Origin of the sequence: Sphingomonas sp. S6, from assembly GCF_043498045.1 — a bacterium.
Classification (GTDB): domain Bacteria; phylum Pseudomonadota; class Alphaproteobacteria; order Sphingomonadales; family Sphingomonadaceae; genus Sphingomonas.
Map to the genome: position 1 here is coordinate 580,322 of NZ_JBIEOE010000001.1, position 17,470 is coordinate 597,791.

17 protein-coding genes and 2 tRNA genes are annotated in these 17,470 nt (G+C 65.0%); 13 read left to right on the forward strand and 6 right to left on the reverse strand.

Annotated features, from left to right (window positions below; genetic code table 11):
- Positions 1-64 precede the first annotated feature (64 nt).
- The 5 genes from ACGVWT_RS02620 to ACGVWT_RS02640 all read left to right on the forward strand — a co-directional run bounded on the left by ACGVWT_RS02620 (position 65) and on the right by ACGVWT_RS02640 (position 3,575).
- On the forward strand, positions 65-427 hold the full coding sequence (locus tag ACGVWT_RS02620) for a darcynin family protein (protein WP_315461176.1): 363 nt from the start codon (positions 65-67) through the stop codon (positions 425-427).
- Between the two features lie 503 nt (positions 428-930).
- Positions 931-2,046 carry a phosphoribosylformylglycinamidine cyclo-ligase gene (gene purM, locus ACGVWT_RS02625; RefSeq protein ID WP_315461175.1) on the forward strand — a complete coding sequence of 372 codons (1,116 nt, stop codon included), beginning with the start codon at positions 931-933 and terminating at the stop codon, positions 2,044-2,046.
- 7 nt (positions 2,047-2,053) lie between these two features.
- Positions 2,054-2,599, forward strand: coding sequence for a phosphoribosylglycinamide formyltransferase (gene purN / locus ACGVWT_RS02630; protein ID WP_315461174.1), 546 nt, complete (start codon positions 2,054-2,056; stop codon positions 2,597-2,599).
- Positions 2,596-2,970, forward strand: coding sequence for an MmcQ/YjbR family DNA-binding protein (locus ACGVWT_RS02635; protein WP_315461173.1), 375 nt, complete (start codon positions 2,596-2,598; stop codon positions 2,968-2,970). The genes purN and ACGVWT_RS02635 overlap by 4 nt, the downstream gene beginning before the upstream one ends.
- The gene (locus ACGVWT_RS02640; protein WP_315461172.1) at positions 2,967-3,575 is read left to right on the forward strand and encodes a hypothetical protein; all 609 of its coding nucleotides are present in this window, start codon (positions 2,967-2,969) and stop codon (positions 3,573-3,575) included. Before ACGVWT_RS02635 ends, ACGVWT_RS02640 begins: the two co-directional genes overlap by 4 nt.
- Here the strand turns inward: ACGVWT_RS02640 and ACGVWT_RS02645 are convergent.
- On the reverse strand, positions 3,560-4,873 hold the full coding sequence (locus ACGVWT_RS02645) for an isoprenylcysteine carboxylmethyltransferase family protein (RefSeq protein WP_315461171.1): 1,314 nt from the start codon (positions 4,871-4,873) through the stop codon (positions 3,560-3,562). The two genes, ACGVWT_RS02640 and ACGVWT_RS02645, sit on opposite strands and share 16 nt — an antisense overlap.
- A gap of 129 nt (positions 4,874-5,002) precedes the next feature.
- Between ACGVWT_RS02645 and ACGVWT_RS02650 the strand changes: the two genes are divergently transcribed.
- Positions 5,003-5,076: transfer RNA gene (locus ACGVWT_RS02650), tRNA-Gly, on the forward strand.
- Positions 5,077-5,142: 66 nt separating this feature from the next.
- Here the strand turns inward: ACGVWT_RS02650 and ACGVWT_RS02655 are convergent.
- The 4 genes from ACGVWT_RS02655 to ACGVWT_RS02670 all read right to left on the reverse strand — a co-directional run bounded on the left by ACGVWT_RS02655 (position 5,143) and on the right by ACGVWT_RS02670 (position 7,983).
- A complete protein-coding gene (locus tag ACGVWT_RS02655) occupies positions 5,143-5,928 on the reverse strand; it encodes an SDR family oxidoreductase (RefSeq protein ID WP_315461170.1) in 786 nt (261 codons plus the stop codon).
- Between the two features lie 13 nt (positions 5,929-5,941).
- On the reverse strand, positions 5,942-7,129 hold the full coding sequence (locus ACGVWT_RS02660; RefSeq protein ID WP_315461169.1) for a zinc-dependent alcohol dehydrogenase: 1,188 nt from the start codon (positions 7,127-7,129) through the stop codon (positions 5,942-5,944).
- Entirely contained in the window at positions 7,126-7,701 is a 576-nt protein-coding gene (locus ACGVWT_RS02665; RefSeq protein ID WP_315461168.1) for an SRPBCC family protein, read from the reverse strand. Before ACGVWT_RS02665 ends, ACGVWT_RS02660 begins: the two co-directional genes overlap by 4 nt.
- A 196-nt stretch (positions 7,702-7,897) precedes the next feature.
- A tRNA-Tyr gene (locus ACGVWT_RS02670) sits at positions 7,898-7,983 on the reverse strand.
- Positions 7,984-8,161: 178 nt separating this feature from the next.
- On the opposite strand from ACGVWT_RS02670, the gene rlmB reads away from it, so the two are divergent.
- Positions 8,162-8,905, forward strand: a complete 744-nt coding sequence (gene rlmB, locus ACGVWT_RS02675) for a 23S rRNA (guanosine(2251)-2'-O)-methyltransferase RlmB (protein ID WP_315461167.1) — start codon at positions 8,162-8,164, stop codon at positions 8,903-8,905.
- A gap of 62 nt (positions 8,906-8,967) precedes the next feature.
- On the opposite strand, the gene ACGVWT_RS02680 is transcribed toward rlmB, so the two are convergent.
- The gene (locus tag ACGVWT_RS02680) at positions 8,968-9,285 is read right to left on the reverse strand and encodes a 2Fe-2S iron-sulfur cluster-binding protein (RefSeq protein WP_315461166.1); all 318 of its coding nucleotides are present in this window, start codon (positions 9,283-9,285) and stop codon (positions 8,968-8,970) included.
- Between the two features lie 57 nt (positions 9,286-9,342).
- Here ACGVWT_RS02680 and ACGVWT_RS02685 point away from each other — a divergent pair, with 57 nt between their 5' ends.
- The 6 genes from ACGVWT_RS02685 (at position 9,343) to glgB (ending at position 17,436) form a co-directional block, all read left to right on the forward strand.
- Entirely contained in the window at positions 9,343-9,978 is a 636-nt protein-coding gene (locus ACGVWT_RS02685; protein ID WP_315461165.1) for a DNA-3-methyladenine glycosylase, read from the forward strand.
- Between the two features lie 97 nt (positions 9,979-10,075).
- Complete coding sequence (locus ACGVWT_RS02690) at positions 10,076-10,321, forward strand: hypothetical protein (protein ID WP_315461164.1); 246 nt, start codon at positions 10,076-10,078, stop codon at positions 10,319-10,321.
- Positions 10,318-11,349 (forward strand): DUF6976 family protein, encoded by a 1,032-nt coding sequence (locus ACGVWT_RS02695; RefSeq protein WP_315461163.1) that lies wholly within the window; start codon positions 10,318-10,320, stop codon positions 11,347-11,349. Before ACGVWT_RS02690 ends, ACGVWT_RS02695 begins: the two co-directional genes overlap by 4 nt.
- Positions 11,350-11,437: 88 nt before the next feature.
- Positions 11,438-12,745 carry an Nramp family divalent metal transporter gene (locus ACGVWT_RS02700; protein WP_315461162.1) on the forward strand — a complete coding sequence of 436 codons (1,308 nt, stop codon included), beginning with the start codon at positions 11,438-11,440 and terminating at the stop codon, positions 12,743-12,745.
- Positions 12,746-12,832: 87 nt separating this feature from the next.
- On the forward strand, positions 12,833-15,274 hold the full coding sequence (locus ACGVWT_RS02705) for a glycogen/starch/alpha-glucan phosphorylase (RefSeq protein WP_315461161.1): 2,442 nt from the start codon (positions 12,833-12,835) through the stop codon (positions 15,272-15,274).
- Positions 15,271-17,436: a 1,4-alpha-glucan branching protein GlgB gene (gene glgB / locus ACGVWT_RS02710; protein ID WP_315461160.1), complete on the forward strand. Its 2,166-nt coding sequence runs from the start codon at positions 15,271-15,273 to the stop codon at positions 17,434-17,436. Before ACGVWT_RS02705 ends, glgB begins: the two co-directional genes overlap by 4 nt.
- The last annotated feature ends 34 nt before the right edge of the window (positions 17,437-17,470 follow it).

Consider the following 17,470-nt stretch of genomic DNA (forward strand, 5'->3'; position numbering starts at 1 on the left):
AGTAGCCAGATATGAGGTTAAGCTCGCATTCTATGTCCTGCACATGATGATGCAAGGATATACGATGACTACTACGCAAATGCCCTTCGAACCAGCCGTCACCGTCTTCATGCTGGTCAAGACCTCGCCTGAATGGCTTGGGTTCCCCGTCGATCGCCGCTTTGAGCTCCTGGCAGAGCAGTTCACTCCGATCCTCAAAAAGCATGCCGCAAATGTCTCGCTACGCTTTTTCGACGTGGAGTTCTATTCGACCCGCATCACCGACATCTGGATGTGGGACGCAGCGGACCATCATTCCTACCAGTTATTGGTGGAAGACCTGCGCGAAACGGCCTTCTGGGATCGCTATTTCGATATCGTGGAGATTTTGACCGGCGTTGAAAATGCCTACGCCAAAAATTACGATCGCCCGGTTATTACGGCCTGACCAACGAGGAGGGGGCGTCATCTCCGCCCCCTCTTCAACTTTCCCAAAGACGAACCCGCAACGAGAATTTGCCCGGACCGATCGCGTGGACGGGCACCACCGGGGGTGACGCATTCCCGAAACCCGTTCCCGATCGCATATTTTCAAAATGGCCCGAACGAGACGGAGAACCGGGAAAGATCGAGATGAAATGCCTTGGCCGATAGGAAAACCCAATCGCGCAGACTGACGAACCTCAGCGGTCACGCCATCTCCCCCCTGTCCTACACGCCGATCACTCCCTACATCGGCATCATGTGCTGGGCCGGCGCCTACCCCATCCATCGCGACGTAGGGGCAGGCGGGGTGCGCGTTTCGAACGATACGTATCGTCCACTTCGTCCACTTCCGCGCGCGAATTTCGGCGATCCCAGTCCGTCCGCCCCACCCGAATCGCCTGCCCTTGCGCCCGGTGCCGGTTCGGCATTGCCACCGCGCCGGACAGATCGTAGCAGGCTGGCCGGATGAGCACCGAGCCATCCTCCCCCGCCGATCAGTCCTACACCTATGCCGACGCCGGCGTATCGATTGCCGCTGGCAACGCGCTGGTTCGCGCGATCGGGCCGCTGGCCAAGGCGACGCGGCGACCGGGCGCCGACGCCGACCTCGGCGGGTTCGGCGGCATGTTTGATCTGCGCGCGGCGGGCTTCACCGATCCGCTGCTGGTCGCGGCCAACGACGGCGTCGGCACCAAGCTGAAGCTCGCGATCGAATGGGACCGGCATGAAGGCGTCGGCGTGGATCTCGTCGCGATGTGCGCCAACGACCTGATCGTGCAGGGCGCAGAGCCTCTGTTCTTCCTCGACTATTACGCCACCGCAAAGCTCGACAACGGCATTGCCGAACGCGTCGTCGCCTCGATCGCGGAGGGCTGCCGCCAAGCCGGCTGCGCACTGATCGGTGGCGAAACCGCCGAAATGCCCGGCATGTATGCCGAGGGCGATTACGATCTCGCCGGCTTCTGCGTCGGCGCGGTCGAGCGCGATGCCGTGCTGACCGGCCAGACGATCGCAGCCGGCGACGTCATCCTCGGCCTCGCCTCGTCGGGCGTGCATTCGAACGGCTTCTCGCTGGTCCGCCGCCTTGCCGCGGATCGCGGCTGGAAGCTCGACCGCCCGGCGCTGTTCGATGCCGACCGGCTGCTGATCGACACGCTGATGGCGCCGACGCGCATCTATGTCGCGTCGCTGCTGCCGCTGCTGCGCGAGCGCCGGATCAAGGGCCTTGCCCACATCACCGGCGGTGGCCTGCTCGAAAACATCCCGCGCGTCCTGCCCGAGGACACGCATGCCGTGGTCGATGCCGATGCGTGGGAGCAGCCGCGTCTGATGGCGTACCTGCAGTCGCAGGGCGCGATCGAGCCGGAGGAAATGGCCCGCACCTTCAACTGCGGCATCGGCATGGCGGTGGTCGTCGCGGCGGACCAGGCGGAATCGGTTGCCGCAGCGCTGACCGCGGCCGGCGAAACCGTCCACACGATCGGCCGCATCGATGCCGGTCCGCGCGGTTGCACGGTGCGCGGCAGCACCGAGACGTGGAGCGCGCGCGCCGACTGGACCGCCACCCACAACCATGGCTGATGGGGCGATGAAGACCGTCGGCATCCTGATCTCGGGCCGCGGTTCTAACATGATGGCGCTGGTCGAATCGGGCGTGCCGGTCGGCCTCGTCGCATCCGACAAGCCCGATGCCGCGGGCCTTGCCTGGGCCCGCGAGCGGGGGCTCAAGACCTTCGCGCTGTCACCCAAGGGGATTGGCAAGGCGGCCTATGAGGAACAGGTCGACGCCGCGTTGCGCGAGGCGGGGTGCGAGATCGTCGCGCTCGCTGGCTATATGCGGCTGCTGTCGAACGATTTCGTGGCGCGCTGGCGCGATCGCATCGTCAACATCCACCCTTCGCTGCTGCCCAAATACAAGGGCCTCGATACGCACGCACGCGCGATCGACGCCGGTGATGCGGTGGCGGGCTGTTCGGTCCACATCGTCACCGAGGAACTGGACGCAGGCGCCCTGCTCGGCCAGGCCGAGGTGCCGATTTTTGCCGACGATACACCCGATACGCTCGCCGCGCGCGTTCTCGTCGCCGAACATCGCCTGTATCCGCAGGTGCTCAAGGAGTTCGCCAGCCGATGACCCCCGAATTGACCCCGGAATCGACCGGCGCCGCCACGCCCCTCGACCGCGTCCGCGCAATCGCTTTGCTGCTGCCGGAGGCGGAAGAACGCGACGAGGGGGGCCTCCCCGTCTTCGTCGTCGATGACGTCCCCTTCGCGCAGCTAACTGACGACGAAACCGTCTGCGTGCGCACTGCCGATGCAGAGGAGCAGGCCGACGCGCTTGAAAGCGATCCCGACGCTTACGAACCGGCCGACGATCTCGGCCCCGAGCCGTGGATCGGCATGACGCTGGGCGGCGACCCCGACTGGACGCTGATCGAGGATCGCATCGCGCACAGCTGGGAACTGGCCGCGCCCGAACGCCTGCTGGAGGCCGGCGGACGATGAGCGGCACCGGCGGAGGCAGCGAAACGCCCGATCAGGCGCAGACGCGCCGCCGCTGGATCACGCTGGCGGAGGTGGTGGCCGTTGCCGGCGTCATCATCGCCGCGCTGACGCTGTACAACAACTGGCAGGAACGCCGCGACGCCGCTGCCGACAAGGCGGTCGAGGCGGCAAGCGCGACGCGCGACAAGACCCGCTTCGTGCTCCGCGGCACGCCGTCGAAGGACAAGAGCCAGATCGTCCTCGCCAAGACAGAGGCGCATCCGCTCGGCGACGTGCACGTCACCTTCCCCACTGCGCTCGACGTCGGTCCGCAGGATGCTGTCGACCAGACGATCGAGGCGAGCTGGTTCGAAAAGGCGCTGCGCAAGGCGACCGATGGCGGCCCTGACGCGCAGAGTGGTCGGTTGCCCGTGCTGATCCGCTATACCTATTTCACCGACGATCAGCCGACGACGCGGCAGGCGGTCTATGATCTGGTATGGGAAACGCATGGCCGCCCGCTGCGCGGCCGCGTGGTCGAGCTGATCGACCTCCGCCTGCGTGAAACCGGCGGCAATCAGGCGCGAATCGACGCCTTATGGGCGAAGGATCATCCCGCCACCTGAGGCGCATCGACCGGTGCCGGTGCAGGGGTGCCGAGCAGCCAGCGGACGAACCGCGGCACCGCACCGCGCCGCGCCATCCAGTCGCTATAGTCGCGGTACGTCGGGTCGAGGCCAAGATGCCGTTCCTCGGTCTTCGCCCGCCAGTAATAGACGCCGCTCACCACCGCCATCAGCAGCGTCGCACGCATTGCATCCACCAGCGATCCGGTGGTCAGCAGCGGCAGGGTCGACAGCCACCAGAACAGGTTCTTCGACAGATAGGCCGGGTGGCGCGACCAGGCATAGGGCCCGTGGGTCAGGATGCCGCGATGCGTGAGATTGGAAAAGCGCAGGCCGAACGCCACCGTCGCCCAGGCATAGATTGCCGTCAGGGCAACAAGCGCTGCGCCCCACAGCCACAGCAGCACCGAATGCCCGGCGAACCAGCTGCTCCACTCCTGCGTCCCCGGATGATAGTCGAGCGGTCCGCCGGTCTCCATCATGATGAATGGCGGATAGCAGATCAGCGCCGCAGTCCACGCCGCCGCGAACGGGTTGGCGCTGCGGATATGCGAATCGAGTGGCCGCAACGTCAGGATATAACCGACGGTCGCGAAGCTGACGTCGATGACGAACATCAGCGCGATCAGCCAGCTCGCCAGCATCACCGGATCGCCGAGCCGGGTCAGGTCGCTGCGGATGAAGCTGCCATAGTTGCCCGGCACCACCGCCAGCATGAAGGCGAGGAAGAACGCCTTCACCGCCCAGCTGCGCATATGCCCCCAGATCGCCTCGCGATCGACGCCCGCCTGCCCGGTCAGCCACGCGCCGACATGCCAGCTGCCGTCGCGCGGTTGCTCCAGATAGCGGTCCAGCCACAGGACATAGGGCACCGCCAGCAGCGCGACGATCGGCATACCCCAGCTGAAGCACCACATGGCAAAGGCGAAATTCCCCTCCCAGTAGAAGCGCCCCATGCCGTAAATGATGCCGATCGCCGCCCAGGTCGCGAACAAGCCCGCAAGCTTGGTCAGGCTGATTTCCCGCGTCTCGGCGAACGGCCGCGGACTGCCCCAGTCGATCCCCGTCGTGGCATGGCGATGCACCTTGTCGACGAGCAGCGACCACAGGATCATCGGCGCAGCACAGGCGACCAGCGCGACCAACGCCGCATACGGCCCATCCATCCCGATGCTGCCCGCATAGACCAGCCACGCGCCCAACCCCGCAAGGCCCGCGAGCCCCACGCCATGGCTGACCGCCGACGGCGGGCGATGATCGGGCAAGAACGCGCAGCTTGGTACAGGGTCGACAGACATGGCACACTTCTACCGTGCGAACGGTAATCAAGCCATGAACCACGCTGCCGCTTGCACCGCACGAAGGGCGACGATAGATAGGCCCCCACGCGACGATTGCCGGGCCTCAGGCTCCGCTGCCAGCGTCATGCGGGTATAGCACAATGGTAGTGCAGCAGCCTTCCAAGCTGAATACACGGGTTCGATTCCCGTTACCCGCTCCATCCCTCCTCATGCGCCGCCCATCATGCCGGTTGCGACCCGGCGTGATGGGCGCGAGCGTCTCCCTTTTAGTCCTTCGCCGTCCCCGGCTCGGCCATGGCGCGGTGGCGTTCCGCGAGTACGGCGTTCGGCGTGACGTTGGCGACGGCCGACTGGATCTTGTTTTTCCAGCCCGACACGACCTGTGCCTTGCCGGCCATCAGCGCGTCCCAGCCATCGCGCGCGACGTTGGCGGGGTCGCTCTTCTTCGGATCGCTGCCGACCGACGTATCCAACATGTCGCCGCGAGCGAAAAATTCCGTGTCGACGGGGCCGGGCATCAAGTTGGTAAGCGTGACGCCGTTCGCGTCCTTGATCTCGTTCTGGATCGCGGCGACGAAGCTGTCCACATAGGCCTTGGTGCCATTATAGACGGCCTGGAAAGCGCCGGGGATGTAGCCAGCGATCGAGCCGGTCACCAGCACCTTGCCCGCATTACGCGCGACCATGTCGGCCAGCACCTTTTGCAGCAGATAACTGGTGCCGACGATGTTGGTGTCGACGACGCGGCGCCAATCCTCGACGCGTTGGTCGAGAAACGCATGGCCCAGCCCGCGGCCGGCATTGGCGCACAGCAAGTCCACCTGCCGCCCCTCTGCGGCCAAGAGCAAATCATCCACGCCCTGAAGCGTCGACAAGTCCGCCTCGACGGAGCGCACCTCGGCGCCGAACTGGCGGAAGTCCTCCGCCGCCGCCTCGATGAGCGGTTCGTCCGCGACAACCAAGATGTCGTACCCGTTTTTCGCCGCCAGCGTGGCGAGTTCGAAGCCGATGCCGGTCGAGGCACCGGTGATGATCGCAAATGGATTTGCCATGATGTCGCGTTCCTTATGCGGTGGCCGTCATGCCGGGTTTCAGCACGATCTTGGTCGTCTCGTTCTGCTGGTCTTTGAACATCTTGTAGCCCTTGGGCGCGTCCATCAGCGGCATGCGGTGCGAGATCAGGAATTCAGTGTCGATCTTGCCCTCCATGATCGCGTTGAGGAGGGCGGGCATGTAATGCTGGACGTGGGTCTGGCCGGTCTTCAGCGTCAGCCCCTTTTCCATGAACGCGCCGAGCGGAAACTTGTCGACGAAGCCGCCGTAGACCGCCGGCATCGACACGCGCCCACCCTTGCGGCAGGCGATAATCGCCTGGCGGATCGAATGCGGCCGATCGGTGCCAAGGAAGGTCGACGCCTTGATCTGATCGATGACGTTGTCGACGAACATCCCGTGCGCCTCCAGGCCCACGGCGTCGATTACCGCATCGGGACCGATCCCGCCGGTCATTTCCATCAGCGCGTCGTACGTCGCGCTATCCTCGAAATTGATCGTCTCCGCACCGAAGCGCTTGGCGAGTTCGAGGCGGCGGGGGAAATGATCGATCGCGATGACCCGCTCGGCACCCATCAGGAACGCCGACTGGACCGCGAACAACCCGACCGGGCCGCACCCCCATACCGCGACCGTGTCGCCCGGTTCGATCTGCGCGTATTCGGCCGCCTGCCACCCGGTCGGCAGGATATCGCTCAGGAACAGGACCTTGTCGTCGTCGACGCCGTCGGGGATGACTATGGGGCCAACATCGCTGAACGGCACGCGGACGTATTCCGCTTGGCCGCCGGCATAGCCGCCGGTCATGTGGCTGTAACCGAACAGCGCCGACATCTCATGCCCGTACAGCTCGCGCGCAATATCCTGATTGTCGGCGGGCAGGCCATTGGGGCAAGCCGAATATTGGTGCTTGCCGCAGTGGAAGCAGCTGCCGCAGGCGATGGTGAAGGGCACGACGACGCGCTGCCCCTTCTTCAGCGTCGATTTGGCGCCGACCTCGACCACCTCGCCCATGAACTCATGGCCCAGGACGTCCCCCGCCTTCATCGTCGGAATATAGCCATCGTAGAGGTGTAGATCCGATCCGCAGATCGCGGTGGAGGTTACCTTGATGATGCAATCGCGCGGGTTGACGATTTCGGGATCGTCGACCGTATCCATGCGGACGTCATGCTTGCCGTGCCATGCGAGCGCTTTCACAGCCCCATCTCCTCGAATTGCTTGAGCGTCATGGCCGGGGTGGCGATCTCGCCCGCCTCCATCAGCTGCTTGAACCGCGCGAGATCGCGTCGCGCCTGGATCGCGGGTTCGCGCTGGAACATCTTTGCGATGACCTTACCGATCACCCCGCCGGGCGGATCATAGGCGATCGTCGCGGTGACCACCGTTCCGCGGGGGCCGGCATCGCGGAACGTGACACGGCCGGAATTGGGCACTTCGGCGCCGGGTTCGGACGTCCAGGCGATCAGTCGGTCCGCCTCTTCCTGAGTGATCCGCGCGTCCCAAGACACCGTGGCCCCCGCCGGTGCCTTCACCGTCCAGTGGGACGTCTTCTCGTCCGTCACCTCGATCGAGATGACGTTCTCCATGAAGCTCGGCAGGTTCGCGAAGTCGCGGAAGTAGGCATACACTTCGGCCACCGGCCGATTGATCGTCACCGCCGATGCGATCGCGGATGAGCCCTTGGCATCGATGAGCGATTCGGTTGCAGCGTGGGTGGCATCGCCATGTTTCGACGTCGTCGGTGGCGCGTCGTCGCGTGGATAGGTCATCCTCAGCTCCCTCGTGAAGAGGGGCACCAACCCTGCCTGTCAGGCAGCGTTCCAGTCGTTACGCCCGTAGATTCAACTAGATAAGTCGCTTTTCGGCGCATCGAGAGACGTCGCCGGCATCCAGTGACGCACAATGTATCGATAGATGATGAGGCGTGATCCGGCGGCGGGATCGGCCTTCCCCGTCTGGGGAAGGTGGTGGACAGGGCTGGATTCGAACCAGCGTACGCTTGCACGGGCAGATTTACAGTCTGCTGCCTTTAACCACTCGGCCACCTGTCCAGATGGGAGCTTCGCCGAAGCGAGGCGGCCTATTGGCGTGGGGCGACGCGCCTGTCAACGCCGCTTTGCCCACAAAACTGTGCATAAGCTACACCAGCTTGCGTGCTCCGCCGTCGCGGCCTAGCAGGCCGGCGATGACTTACGCCCCCTTCCTCTCCGTTTGCGGCGGTATGCGCTGATGGCGCGCCGCGGCCATCGCCCGTCGACGGGCACCGCCAATCGCCCCAAATTCTGGGGCCGCCACCCGGTGACGGCGGCACTCGCCAACCCCAACCGCACCGTGCGCAAAATCTGGGGCACCCGCGAGGCGTTGTCGTCGCTGGATCTGCCGCCCGCGATGCCGGTCGTCTATGCCGACGCCGCGGACCTCGGCCGGCTGGTGCCATCGGACGCGCCGCACCAGGGCCTCGTCGCCGAGGTCGAGCCGCTTGAGGAGATGTGGCTGGCCGACCTGCTGATGGAGGGCAAGGACGACAATCGCCCGCTGATCGTGCTCGACCAAGTCACCGACCCGCACAACGTCGGCGCGATCCTGCGCTCGGCAGCGGCGTTCGACGCGCTGGGTATCGTGACGCAGGACCGGCACGCGCCGCCCGAAAGCGGCACGGTCGCCCGTTCGGCATCAGGTGCGCTGGAGATGGTGCCGTGGTGCCGCGTCGTCAATCTGGCGCGCGCGCTGGAAGAGATTGCCGAAGCCGGCTTCTGGCGCATCGGCCTGACCGGCCACGCCGATCAGACGCTGGCCGAGGCGATGGGCACGCAGCGCATCTGTATCGTGCTCGGCGCGGAAGGCGAAGGCATGCGCCAGAATACCGAGGCGCATTGCGACGAACTCGCCACGCTGCCGATCAGCGACAAGGTGGAGAGCCTGAACGTCTCGAATGCCGCGGCGATCGCGCTGTACGCGGTCGCGGCACGGTAAGGCCATTTGAATGTCGTCATCCCCGCCTGCGCGGGAATGACGACTTTGGGATGCCGTGCTCCTCAATCCTCGCCGGCGATCGTCACCTTCAGGCCATCGAGCGCATCGGTGAACGGCAGCTGGCACGACAGGCGTGAGGTCGCGTTGCGCTCGTCGCTCGAATCGAGCAGGTCGTCCTCGTCCGGGCTCATCGCCGGCAGCCGCTCGGCGAAGGCGGGATCAACATGCACGTGGCAGGTTGCGCAGCTGCAGCAGCCCCCGCACAGCGCCAGCAATTCGTCGATACCGGCGTCGCGGATGACCTCCATCACCGACAAACCGGCCTCGCCGTTGATTTCGCGTTCTTCCCCCTCGCGCGTGACGACGATAAGCTTGGGCATGATAATCTCCCCTAGAGTTGCCGCGGGCCATGCCTCGCCACCGCCCCAGGATCAAGCATGGGCCTGAGCGCCGAGCAAATCCGCGCGAGCATGGACGCCCTTGCCGCTGCCGAACCCGCCTTCGCCGCAGGGCTTGCGCGCGTCGGCTATCCGCCACCGCGCCTGCGGGCGCGGGGCTATATCACGCTCTTGCGCACGATCCTCGGCCAGCAGGTCAGCGTTGCGTCGGCCAACGCCGTGTACCGAAAGCTGGAATCACTGGTCGGCGATCCGGGCGATCCGCATACGATCCTCGCCGCCAGCGACGAGACGCTGCGCGCCGCCGGCCTGTCGCGCCAGAAGGCCGGCTATGCCCGCAGCCTGGCCGAAGAGGTAACGAGCGGCCGGCTGAACCTCGACGCGCTGCCCGACGATGACGAGGAGGCGATCGCGCAACTCGTCCGCGTAAAGGGGATCGGGCGCTGGTCGGCCGAAATCTATTTGCTGTTTGCGGAGGGACGCCCCGACATCTGGCCCGCCGGCGATCTGGCCGTGCAGATCGAGGTCGGGCGCCTGCTGGGTCATGACGCCCGCCCGTCCGAAAAACAGGTCCGCGCGCTTGCGGAGGCTTGGCGACCGCATCGCGGCGCGCTCGCAATCTTCACCTGGCACCATTATGGCGCCGGACCGGATGTCGATGCCGCGCCGGTGTAAGGGCGTGCCTGCCGGACACGATCGGCCGACTACTGAATATTAACCCACATCAATATAGGGCTGCCGGGCAAGAGGCACGATGCGTGAGAGCAGTCTGATGACAACAGCAGTCGACATTGCGTCGGCGACCGATCCCCTTTGGCACCGGTTGCTGTCTGGGGAGATCAAGCCGAGCTACCGCTGTCTCGCGCTGAGGATCCTGATGATCCGGTTGAGCCACGCGTATCAGGACGGGTCCGCCGAAAAGGCGACGATCATCGACGAATTGCGCAATTTTTTCCGCGACAACGCCCGGTTCGCCGGCCCCGATTACGACACCATCGCAGAGGCGAGCGCGCGATGACCGATAGCCTGCATCAGTCAGCCGCCCCCCGCTCGCTGCACAGCGTCGACGAGGTTGGCGCCATGATCGCCGCTGGCGATGCACTGCTGCTGGCCGGTGAGGAGCACCTGCTCGCCGCGCTGCCGCGGGGCCGGTGGATCGGCGGCACCATCCCCTATTTCATGACGCATGAAGACGGCGGCACCTTCGATCGCGACCGCATTTTCGTGCAACGCCTGCCGGACATGGCGGACGTTCATGCGCAACACATGCTGCCGACCGACGCGCTGTCGACGCTGGCGGACGACGGCCCCGACAACGGCTTTACCGTCATCCTGCTGCCGTCGCAGAGCCCGGCGCATCAGGCGTTCGCGCTGCGCAGTGGGGAATGGCCCGGAGTGTTCCGCCGCCCTCTCGTGGGCTGGGTCACGGGAGCCGCGCTCGATCGTCTCGACACCGACAGTCCCAAAGTGTTCGATGGCGCCACCGGGCAGATGTCAGGCACGGACGCCGTGGTCATGCACGTCGCGCTACCAGGTAGCCATTATGCCGACGTCGATATCGTCAACCTGTTCGAACCCGGTGACGGACCCGCGCTGACCTTCGGCGATAACGAGGGCGGCGATACCGGTTTCACCGTCGAACACGTTCACGTCGATGGCGTTCGCAAGCGGCTGGTCGATCATATCGCGGAGCATGGCATCGACACCCGGCTGCCGCTCGTCGCCGACTATAACGGCGCGATGATCAATGTCGCGACGGCCAGCATCGCGCCAGACACCGGGCACGTCACCTTCTTCGCGCCCGTATTCCCCCATATCACCTATCGCTTCGCCAAGCCGATCGGGGATTATGAGACGCTGTTCGTGCAGCAGCTCGGCGAAGGGCAGGACACGCTGGCCTTCGCCTGTAACTGCATCCTCAATTACAATTATGCCGGTCTTGCGGGGAAGCGCACCGGGGATGTCGCCGGGCCGATGTCGTTCGGTGAGATCGCTTATATGTTGCTGACCCAAACCTTGGTCTACCTGACGATCAAGGCCGTCTGACCCGATCGCCGAGCGGGCGAGCGACGAATTTTTTCACATCGCGTGCGACACTTGCGGTCGTGGCGCGGTTGCCGCACAGACCGCGGGGATGACGCCCCCCGCCACCTCGCCCTCGCCGTCGCTGATCGGCAGCCATCGCAGCGTCTCGGTGCCCACCGGTGGATCAGGCTGGCGGCGGCTGGCGGCGTTCATGGGGCCGGGCTTCCTCGTCGCCGTCGGCTATATGGACCCCGGCAATTGGGCGACCGACATCGCGGGCGGTTCGGCCTTCGGTTATACCCTGCTGTCGGTCATTCTGCTGTCGAACCTGATGGCGATCGTGTTGCAGGCGCTGTCGGCACGACTGGGCGTCGCCTCTGGCCTCGATCTCGCACAGGCATGCCGGGCCTATTTCAGCCGGCCAGTGTCGTTCGCGCTCTGGGCCTTGGCGGAGGTCGCGATCATCGCCTGCGACCTGGCCGAGGTGCTGGGCACGGCAATCGCGCTGAAGCTGCTGTTCGGTATCCCGCTGGTCTGGGGCGTGATCCTGACCGCGCTCGACGTGTTCCTGATCCTTGCGCTGCAACGCTATGGCTTCCGCAAGATCGAAGCGTTTATCATCGCGCTGCTCGTCATCATCGCGGGCTGCTTCGCGTTTGAGCTGTTCCATGCAAAGCCGGACGTCGGCGCGATGCTCGCGGGGCTCATCCCCAGCCCCGGGATCGTCACCGATCCAACCAAATTGTACCTCGCGATCGGCATCCTTGGCGCGACGGTGATGCCGCACAACCTCTACCTCCATTCCTCGATCGTCCAGACGCGCGCCTTCGAGCCCACCGACGCCGGCAAGGCCGAGGCGGCGCGAATGGCGACCATCGACGGCACGATCGCGCTGGGTCTCGCTTTCTTCATCAACGCTGCCATCCTCGTGACCGCGGCGGCGGTCTTCCACACGGCGGGCCGCACCGAAGTCGCCGAGATCGACGAGGCCTATCGCCTGCTCGCCCCTATGATGGGCGTCGGTGCGGCGAGCGTCGTATTCGGCATTGCGCTGCTGGCCTCGGGCCAGAATTCCACCGTCACCGGCACGCTCGCCGGGCAGATCGTGATGGAGGGCTTCCTGCAACTCCGCCTGCCCGTCTGGCTGCGCCGCCTCGTCACGCGGTTACTCGCGATCGTGCCGGCGGTGATCGTCGTCGGCGCGAGCGGAGACGGTGGCGCGACCCGGCTGCTGGTGCTGAGCCAGGTGATCCTCAGCTTGCAACTGCCCTTCGCCGTCGTGCCGCTGGTCATGTTTACCGGCCAGTCGCGCGTCATGGGCCGCTTCGTCAGCCCGCGCTGGTTGCGCCTGCTCGCTTGGTTCATCGCTGCGATCATCATCGGGCTCAACCTGACGCTGCTGGTTGGCATGCTGTGATGCCACTTCGGCCATTTAAAGGGTGACTTTCGTCGGCGCCTATCGTTTAGTTACGGCAGCGTATCCCTCTTCTTCCCCGGATCGATCGTGACCGAACCAGCTGCCGCACCGACCCCTGCGCAGACCCATGCGCTTGCCCCCGACCTCGCTAACGAAATCGTCGATACTCTCGTCCATCGCATCGGCAAGGACAGGCAGGCCGCCCGCCCGCACGATTGGCTGGCGGCAACGATCTTCACGCTGCGTAACGAGATCATCGAACGCTGGATGCGCTCCACAAAGGAAGCGCATGCGGCGGGTGCGAAGCGGGTCTATTATCTCAGCCTCGAATTCCTGATCGGTCGGCTGCTACGCGATGCGCTGTCAAACCTGCGTCACAATGATGAGGTCGCGCAGGCGCTCAATTCGCTCGGTGTAGACCTTGCGGTGATCGAAGAGATCGAGCCCGACGCGGCACTCGGCAACGGCGGCCTCGGGCGGCTGGCCGCGTGTTTCATGGAAAGCCTCGCGAGCCTCGACCTGCCGGCCTATGGCTATGGCATCCGCTACGTGAACGGCATGTTCCGCCAGCGGCTGGACGACGGCTGGCAGGTCGAGCTGCCCGAAACCTGGCTCGCGCACGGCAACCCGTGGGAGTTCGAGCGGCGGGAAAGCGCCTATTTCGTCGGCTTCGGCGGCGAGGTGACGGCGCTGGCCGACGGCCGCAGCCACTGGTCGCCCGCCGAAGCGGTGGAGGCGGTCGCCTTCGACACGCCGATGGTCGGCTGGCGAGGCAAGCGCGTCAACACGCTACGGCTATGGAACGCCCGCGCCTTCGACCCGATCAAGCTCGACCAGTTCAACGCCGGCGATTTCGAAGGCGCGCTGGCTGGGCAGCTTCGCGCGGAAACGCTGACCCGCGTCCTCTACCCCAACGACAGCACGCCCGCGGGCCAGGAACTGCGGCTTCGGCAGGAATATTTCTTCTCGTCCGCCTCGATCCAGGACATCGTCCGGCGCCACGTCCAATATTTCGGCGACATCCGCACGCTGCCGGACAAGGCGGCAATCCAGCTCAACGACACGCACCCCGCGGTCTCGGTCGCCGAACTGATGCGGCTGCTGAAGGATTTCCACGGCCTGACCTTCGACGAGGCTTGGGAGATCACCCGCAAGACCTTCGGCTACACGAACCACACGTTGCTGCCCGAGGCGCTGGAAAGCTGGCCGCTGCCGCTGTTCGAACGGCTGCTGCCGCGGCACATGCAATTGGTCTATGCGATCAATGCCAAGCTGCTGCGCGAGGCACGCGAAAGCGGTGCCGACGATCACGCGATCGCCGCGATCAGCCTGATCGATGAGGGCGGCGAGCGTCGCGTCCGCATGGCGAACCTCGCCTTTGCGGGCAGCCACAGCGTCAACGGCGTCGCGGCGCTGCACACCGATCTGATGAAGAAGACGGTCTTCGCCGACCTCCACCGTCTCTACCCCGATCGGATCAACAACAAGACCAACGGCATCACCCCGCGCCGCTGGCTGCAGCAGTGCAATGCCGGACTGACCGATCTGATCGAAAGTTCGATCGGCGGCGACTTCCGCGACGATGCGCAGGCGCTGACCGCGCTGGCCCCATTCGCCGACGATACAGGCTTCCGCGAACGCTTTGCCGCCGTGAAGCGCGCGAACAAGGTGGCGCTCAGTCAGTATTTGCATGACACGATGGAGCTGAAGCTCGATCCCGATGCGATCTTCGACGTGCAGATCAAGCGCATCCACGAATACAAGCGCCAGTTGCTCGGCATCGTCGAGACTGTCGCGCTGTACGACCAGATCCGCAGCCACCCGGAGCGCGACTGGACGCCGCGCGTCAAGCTGTTCGCCGGCAAGGCCGCGTCGAGCTATCACAACGCCAAACTCATCATCAAACTGGCGAACGACGTTGCCAAGCGGATCAACGCCGACCCCGCAGTCGGCGATCTGCTGAAGGTCGCGTTCGTCCCCAATTACAACGTCAGCCTTGCCGAGCGCATCATCCCGGCGGCCGACCTGTCCGAACAGATTTCGACCGCGGGCATGGAGGCATCCGGCACCGGCAACATGAAGTTCGCGCTCAACGGCGCGCTGACGATCGGCACGCTCGACGGCGCGAATATCGAGATCCGCGACCATGTCGGCGCGAACAATATCTTCATTTTCGGCCTCACGGCGGAGGAGGTCGCCGAAAAGCGTGCCAGCGGCTATCGCGGCAATGACGCCATCGGTGCGTCGCGCGAATTGGCGCAGGCGGTGAACGCAATCGCCTCTGGTGTGTTTTCTCCAGACGATCCAAATCGTTACGGGGGACTGATGGACGGCATTCGCGATCACGACTGGTTCATGCTGGCCGCCGACTTTGACGGCTATGCTGCCGCGCAACGCATAGTCGACGCGCGCTGGAGCGATCCCGCGGCATGGGGCCGGTCGGCCGTGCTCAATGTCGCCAACATGGGCTGGTTCTCGTCCGACCGCACGATCGGCGAATATGCGCGCGACATCTGGAACGTGATGTGAAGCCGCCGCGTGGCGCCATCGCTGCCCTGCTCGCCGGGCGCCACGACGATCCCTTTTCGCTGCTGGGTGTCTTCGCCGGTCCGAACGGCACGTTCGCGCGCACGTTGATCCCCGGCGCGGAAACGGCAGAGGCGTATGACCTGTCGGGCACGTCGCTCGGCGATGTGCAGCGCGTCGATGACGCCGGCCTGTTCGAAGGCGCGATCAACGGCGATCCTCAGCCGGTGAAGTACAGGGCGCAGGGCTATGGCGCCGAATGGTGGGTGACGGACCCGTACAGCTTCGGCCCCGTGCTCGGCCCCACCGATGATTATCTGATCGCAGAGGGTTCGCACTTCCGCCTCTACGACAAGATGGGCGCGCATCTGATCGAGCATCAGGGAGCGAGCGGCATGCACTTCGCCGTCTGGGCTCCCAATGCGCAGCGCGTCTCGGTCGTCGGCGACTTCAACGATTGGAACGACACCCGCCACGTCATGCGTCGCCGCGCCGACATCGGCGTGTGGGAGATTTTCCTGCCCGATATTGGTGCGGGCCGCAGCTACAAGTTCGCGATCATAGGGCCGGACGGCATACTGCAACCGCTGAAGGCCGACCCCTTCGCCTTCCAGTCCGAGCTGCGCCCGAAGACCGCGTCGATCACCACCGCGCCGTTGACGCACGCCTGGGGCGACACCGCGCATCGCGACGGCTGGTCGAGCCTCGACCCGCGGCGCGTGCCGATGAGCATCTATGAGGTCCACGCCGGCAGCTGGGATCGTGACGAAAACGGTTGGTATCTCTCGTGGGATGCACTGGCCGATCGGTTGATCCCCTATGTCGTCGACATGGGTTTCACCCACATCGAATTCATGCCGATCAGCGAACACCCCTATGATCCGTCATGGGGTTACCAGACCACCGGACTATATGCGCCCTCCGCGCGCTTCGGCGACCCGGACGGCTTCACGCGTTTCGTCGATGGTGCGCACCGGGCGGGTATCGGCGTGCTGCTCGATTGGGTGCCGGCCCACTTCCCCGTCGACGTCCACGGCCTCGCCCGGTTTGACGGCACCGCGCTATACGAACACGAAGATCCGCGTCTGGGCTTCCACCCCGATTGGAACACCGCGATCTACAATTTCGGGCGGCGCGAGGTGCGCAGCTTCCTGATCAACAACGCCTTGTTCTGGACCGAACGCTATCACGTCGACGGGTTGCGCGTGGATGCCGTGGCCTCCATGCTGTACCGCGACTACAGCCGCAAGGCCGGCGAATGGATCCCGAACGACGAGGGTGGCCGCGAGAATTGGGAGGCCGTGCATTTCCTGCGCGACATGAACCGCGCAGTGTACGGCAAGCGTGACGGCGTGTTCACCGTCGCCGAGGAATCGACCAGTTGGCCGGGCGTCTCCACCCCCGCTTTCGACGACGGGCCGCGCACCAATCTAGGCTTCGGCTTCAAGTGGAACATGGGCTGGATGCACGACACGCTCCAGTATTTCGCGCGCGAACCGATCCATCGGCGGCACCACCATGGCGAGATTACCTTCGGCTTGGTCTATGCCTTCGACGAGAATTTCGTACTGCCGCTCAGCCACGACGAGGTCGTTCACGGCAAGGGGTCGCTGCTCGCCAAGATGGCCGGCGACGACTGGCAGCAGTTCGCGAACCTGCGCGCCTATTACGCCTTCATGTGGGGCTATCCCGGCAAGAAGCTGTTGTTCATGGGCCAGGAGTTCGCGCAGCGACAGGAGTGGAGCGAGGATCGTGCGCTCGACTGGCATTTGCGCTGTTCGTCGTCGCACGAGGGAATTCGCAATCTCGTCCGCGACCTCAACCGCCTGTATCGCGAGATACCCGCGCTGCATGCGCGCGACTGCGAGGGCGAGGGTTTCGAATGGCTGATCGGCGATGATGCCGCCAATTCGGTTTTCGCCTGGCTGCGCAAGGCGCCGGGCGAGAAGCCCGTGGCGGTGATCGCTAACCTGACGCCGGTCGCGCGCGCACCCTATCGCGTGCCGCTCCCAAACGACGGGCGCTGGCGCGAGATCATCAATTCCGACGCGCACCCATATTGGGGCTCTGGCCTTGGCAATATGGGAGGTGTCGACGCGAAGGATGGCGCGGCGTGGGTCACGTTGCCGCCGCTTGCGACGATCATGCTGCAATACGACGGTTGACCGATCCAGGGGCAGGACGATCGACGTCACAAAG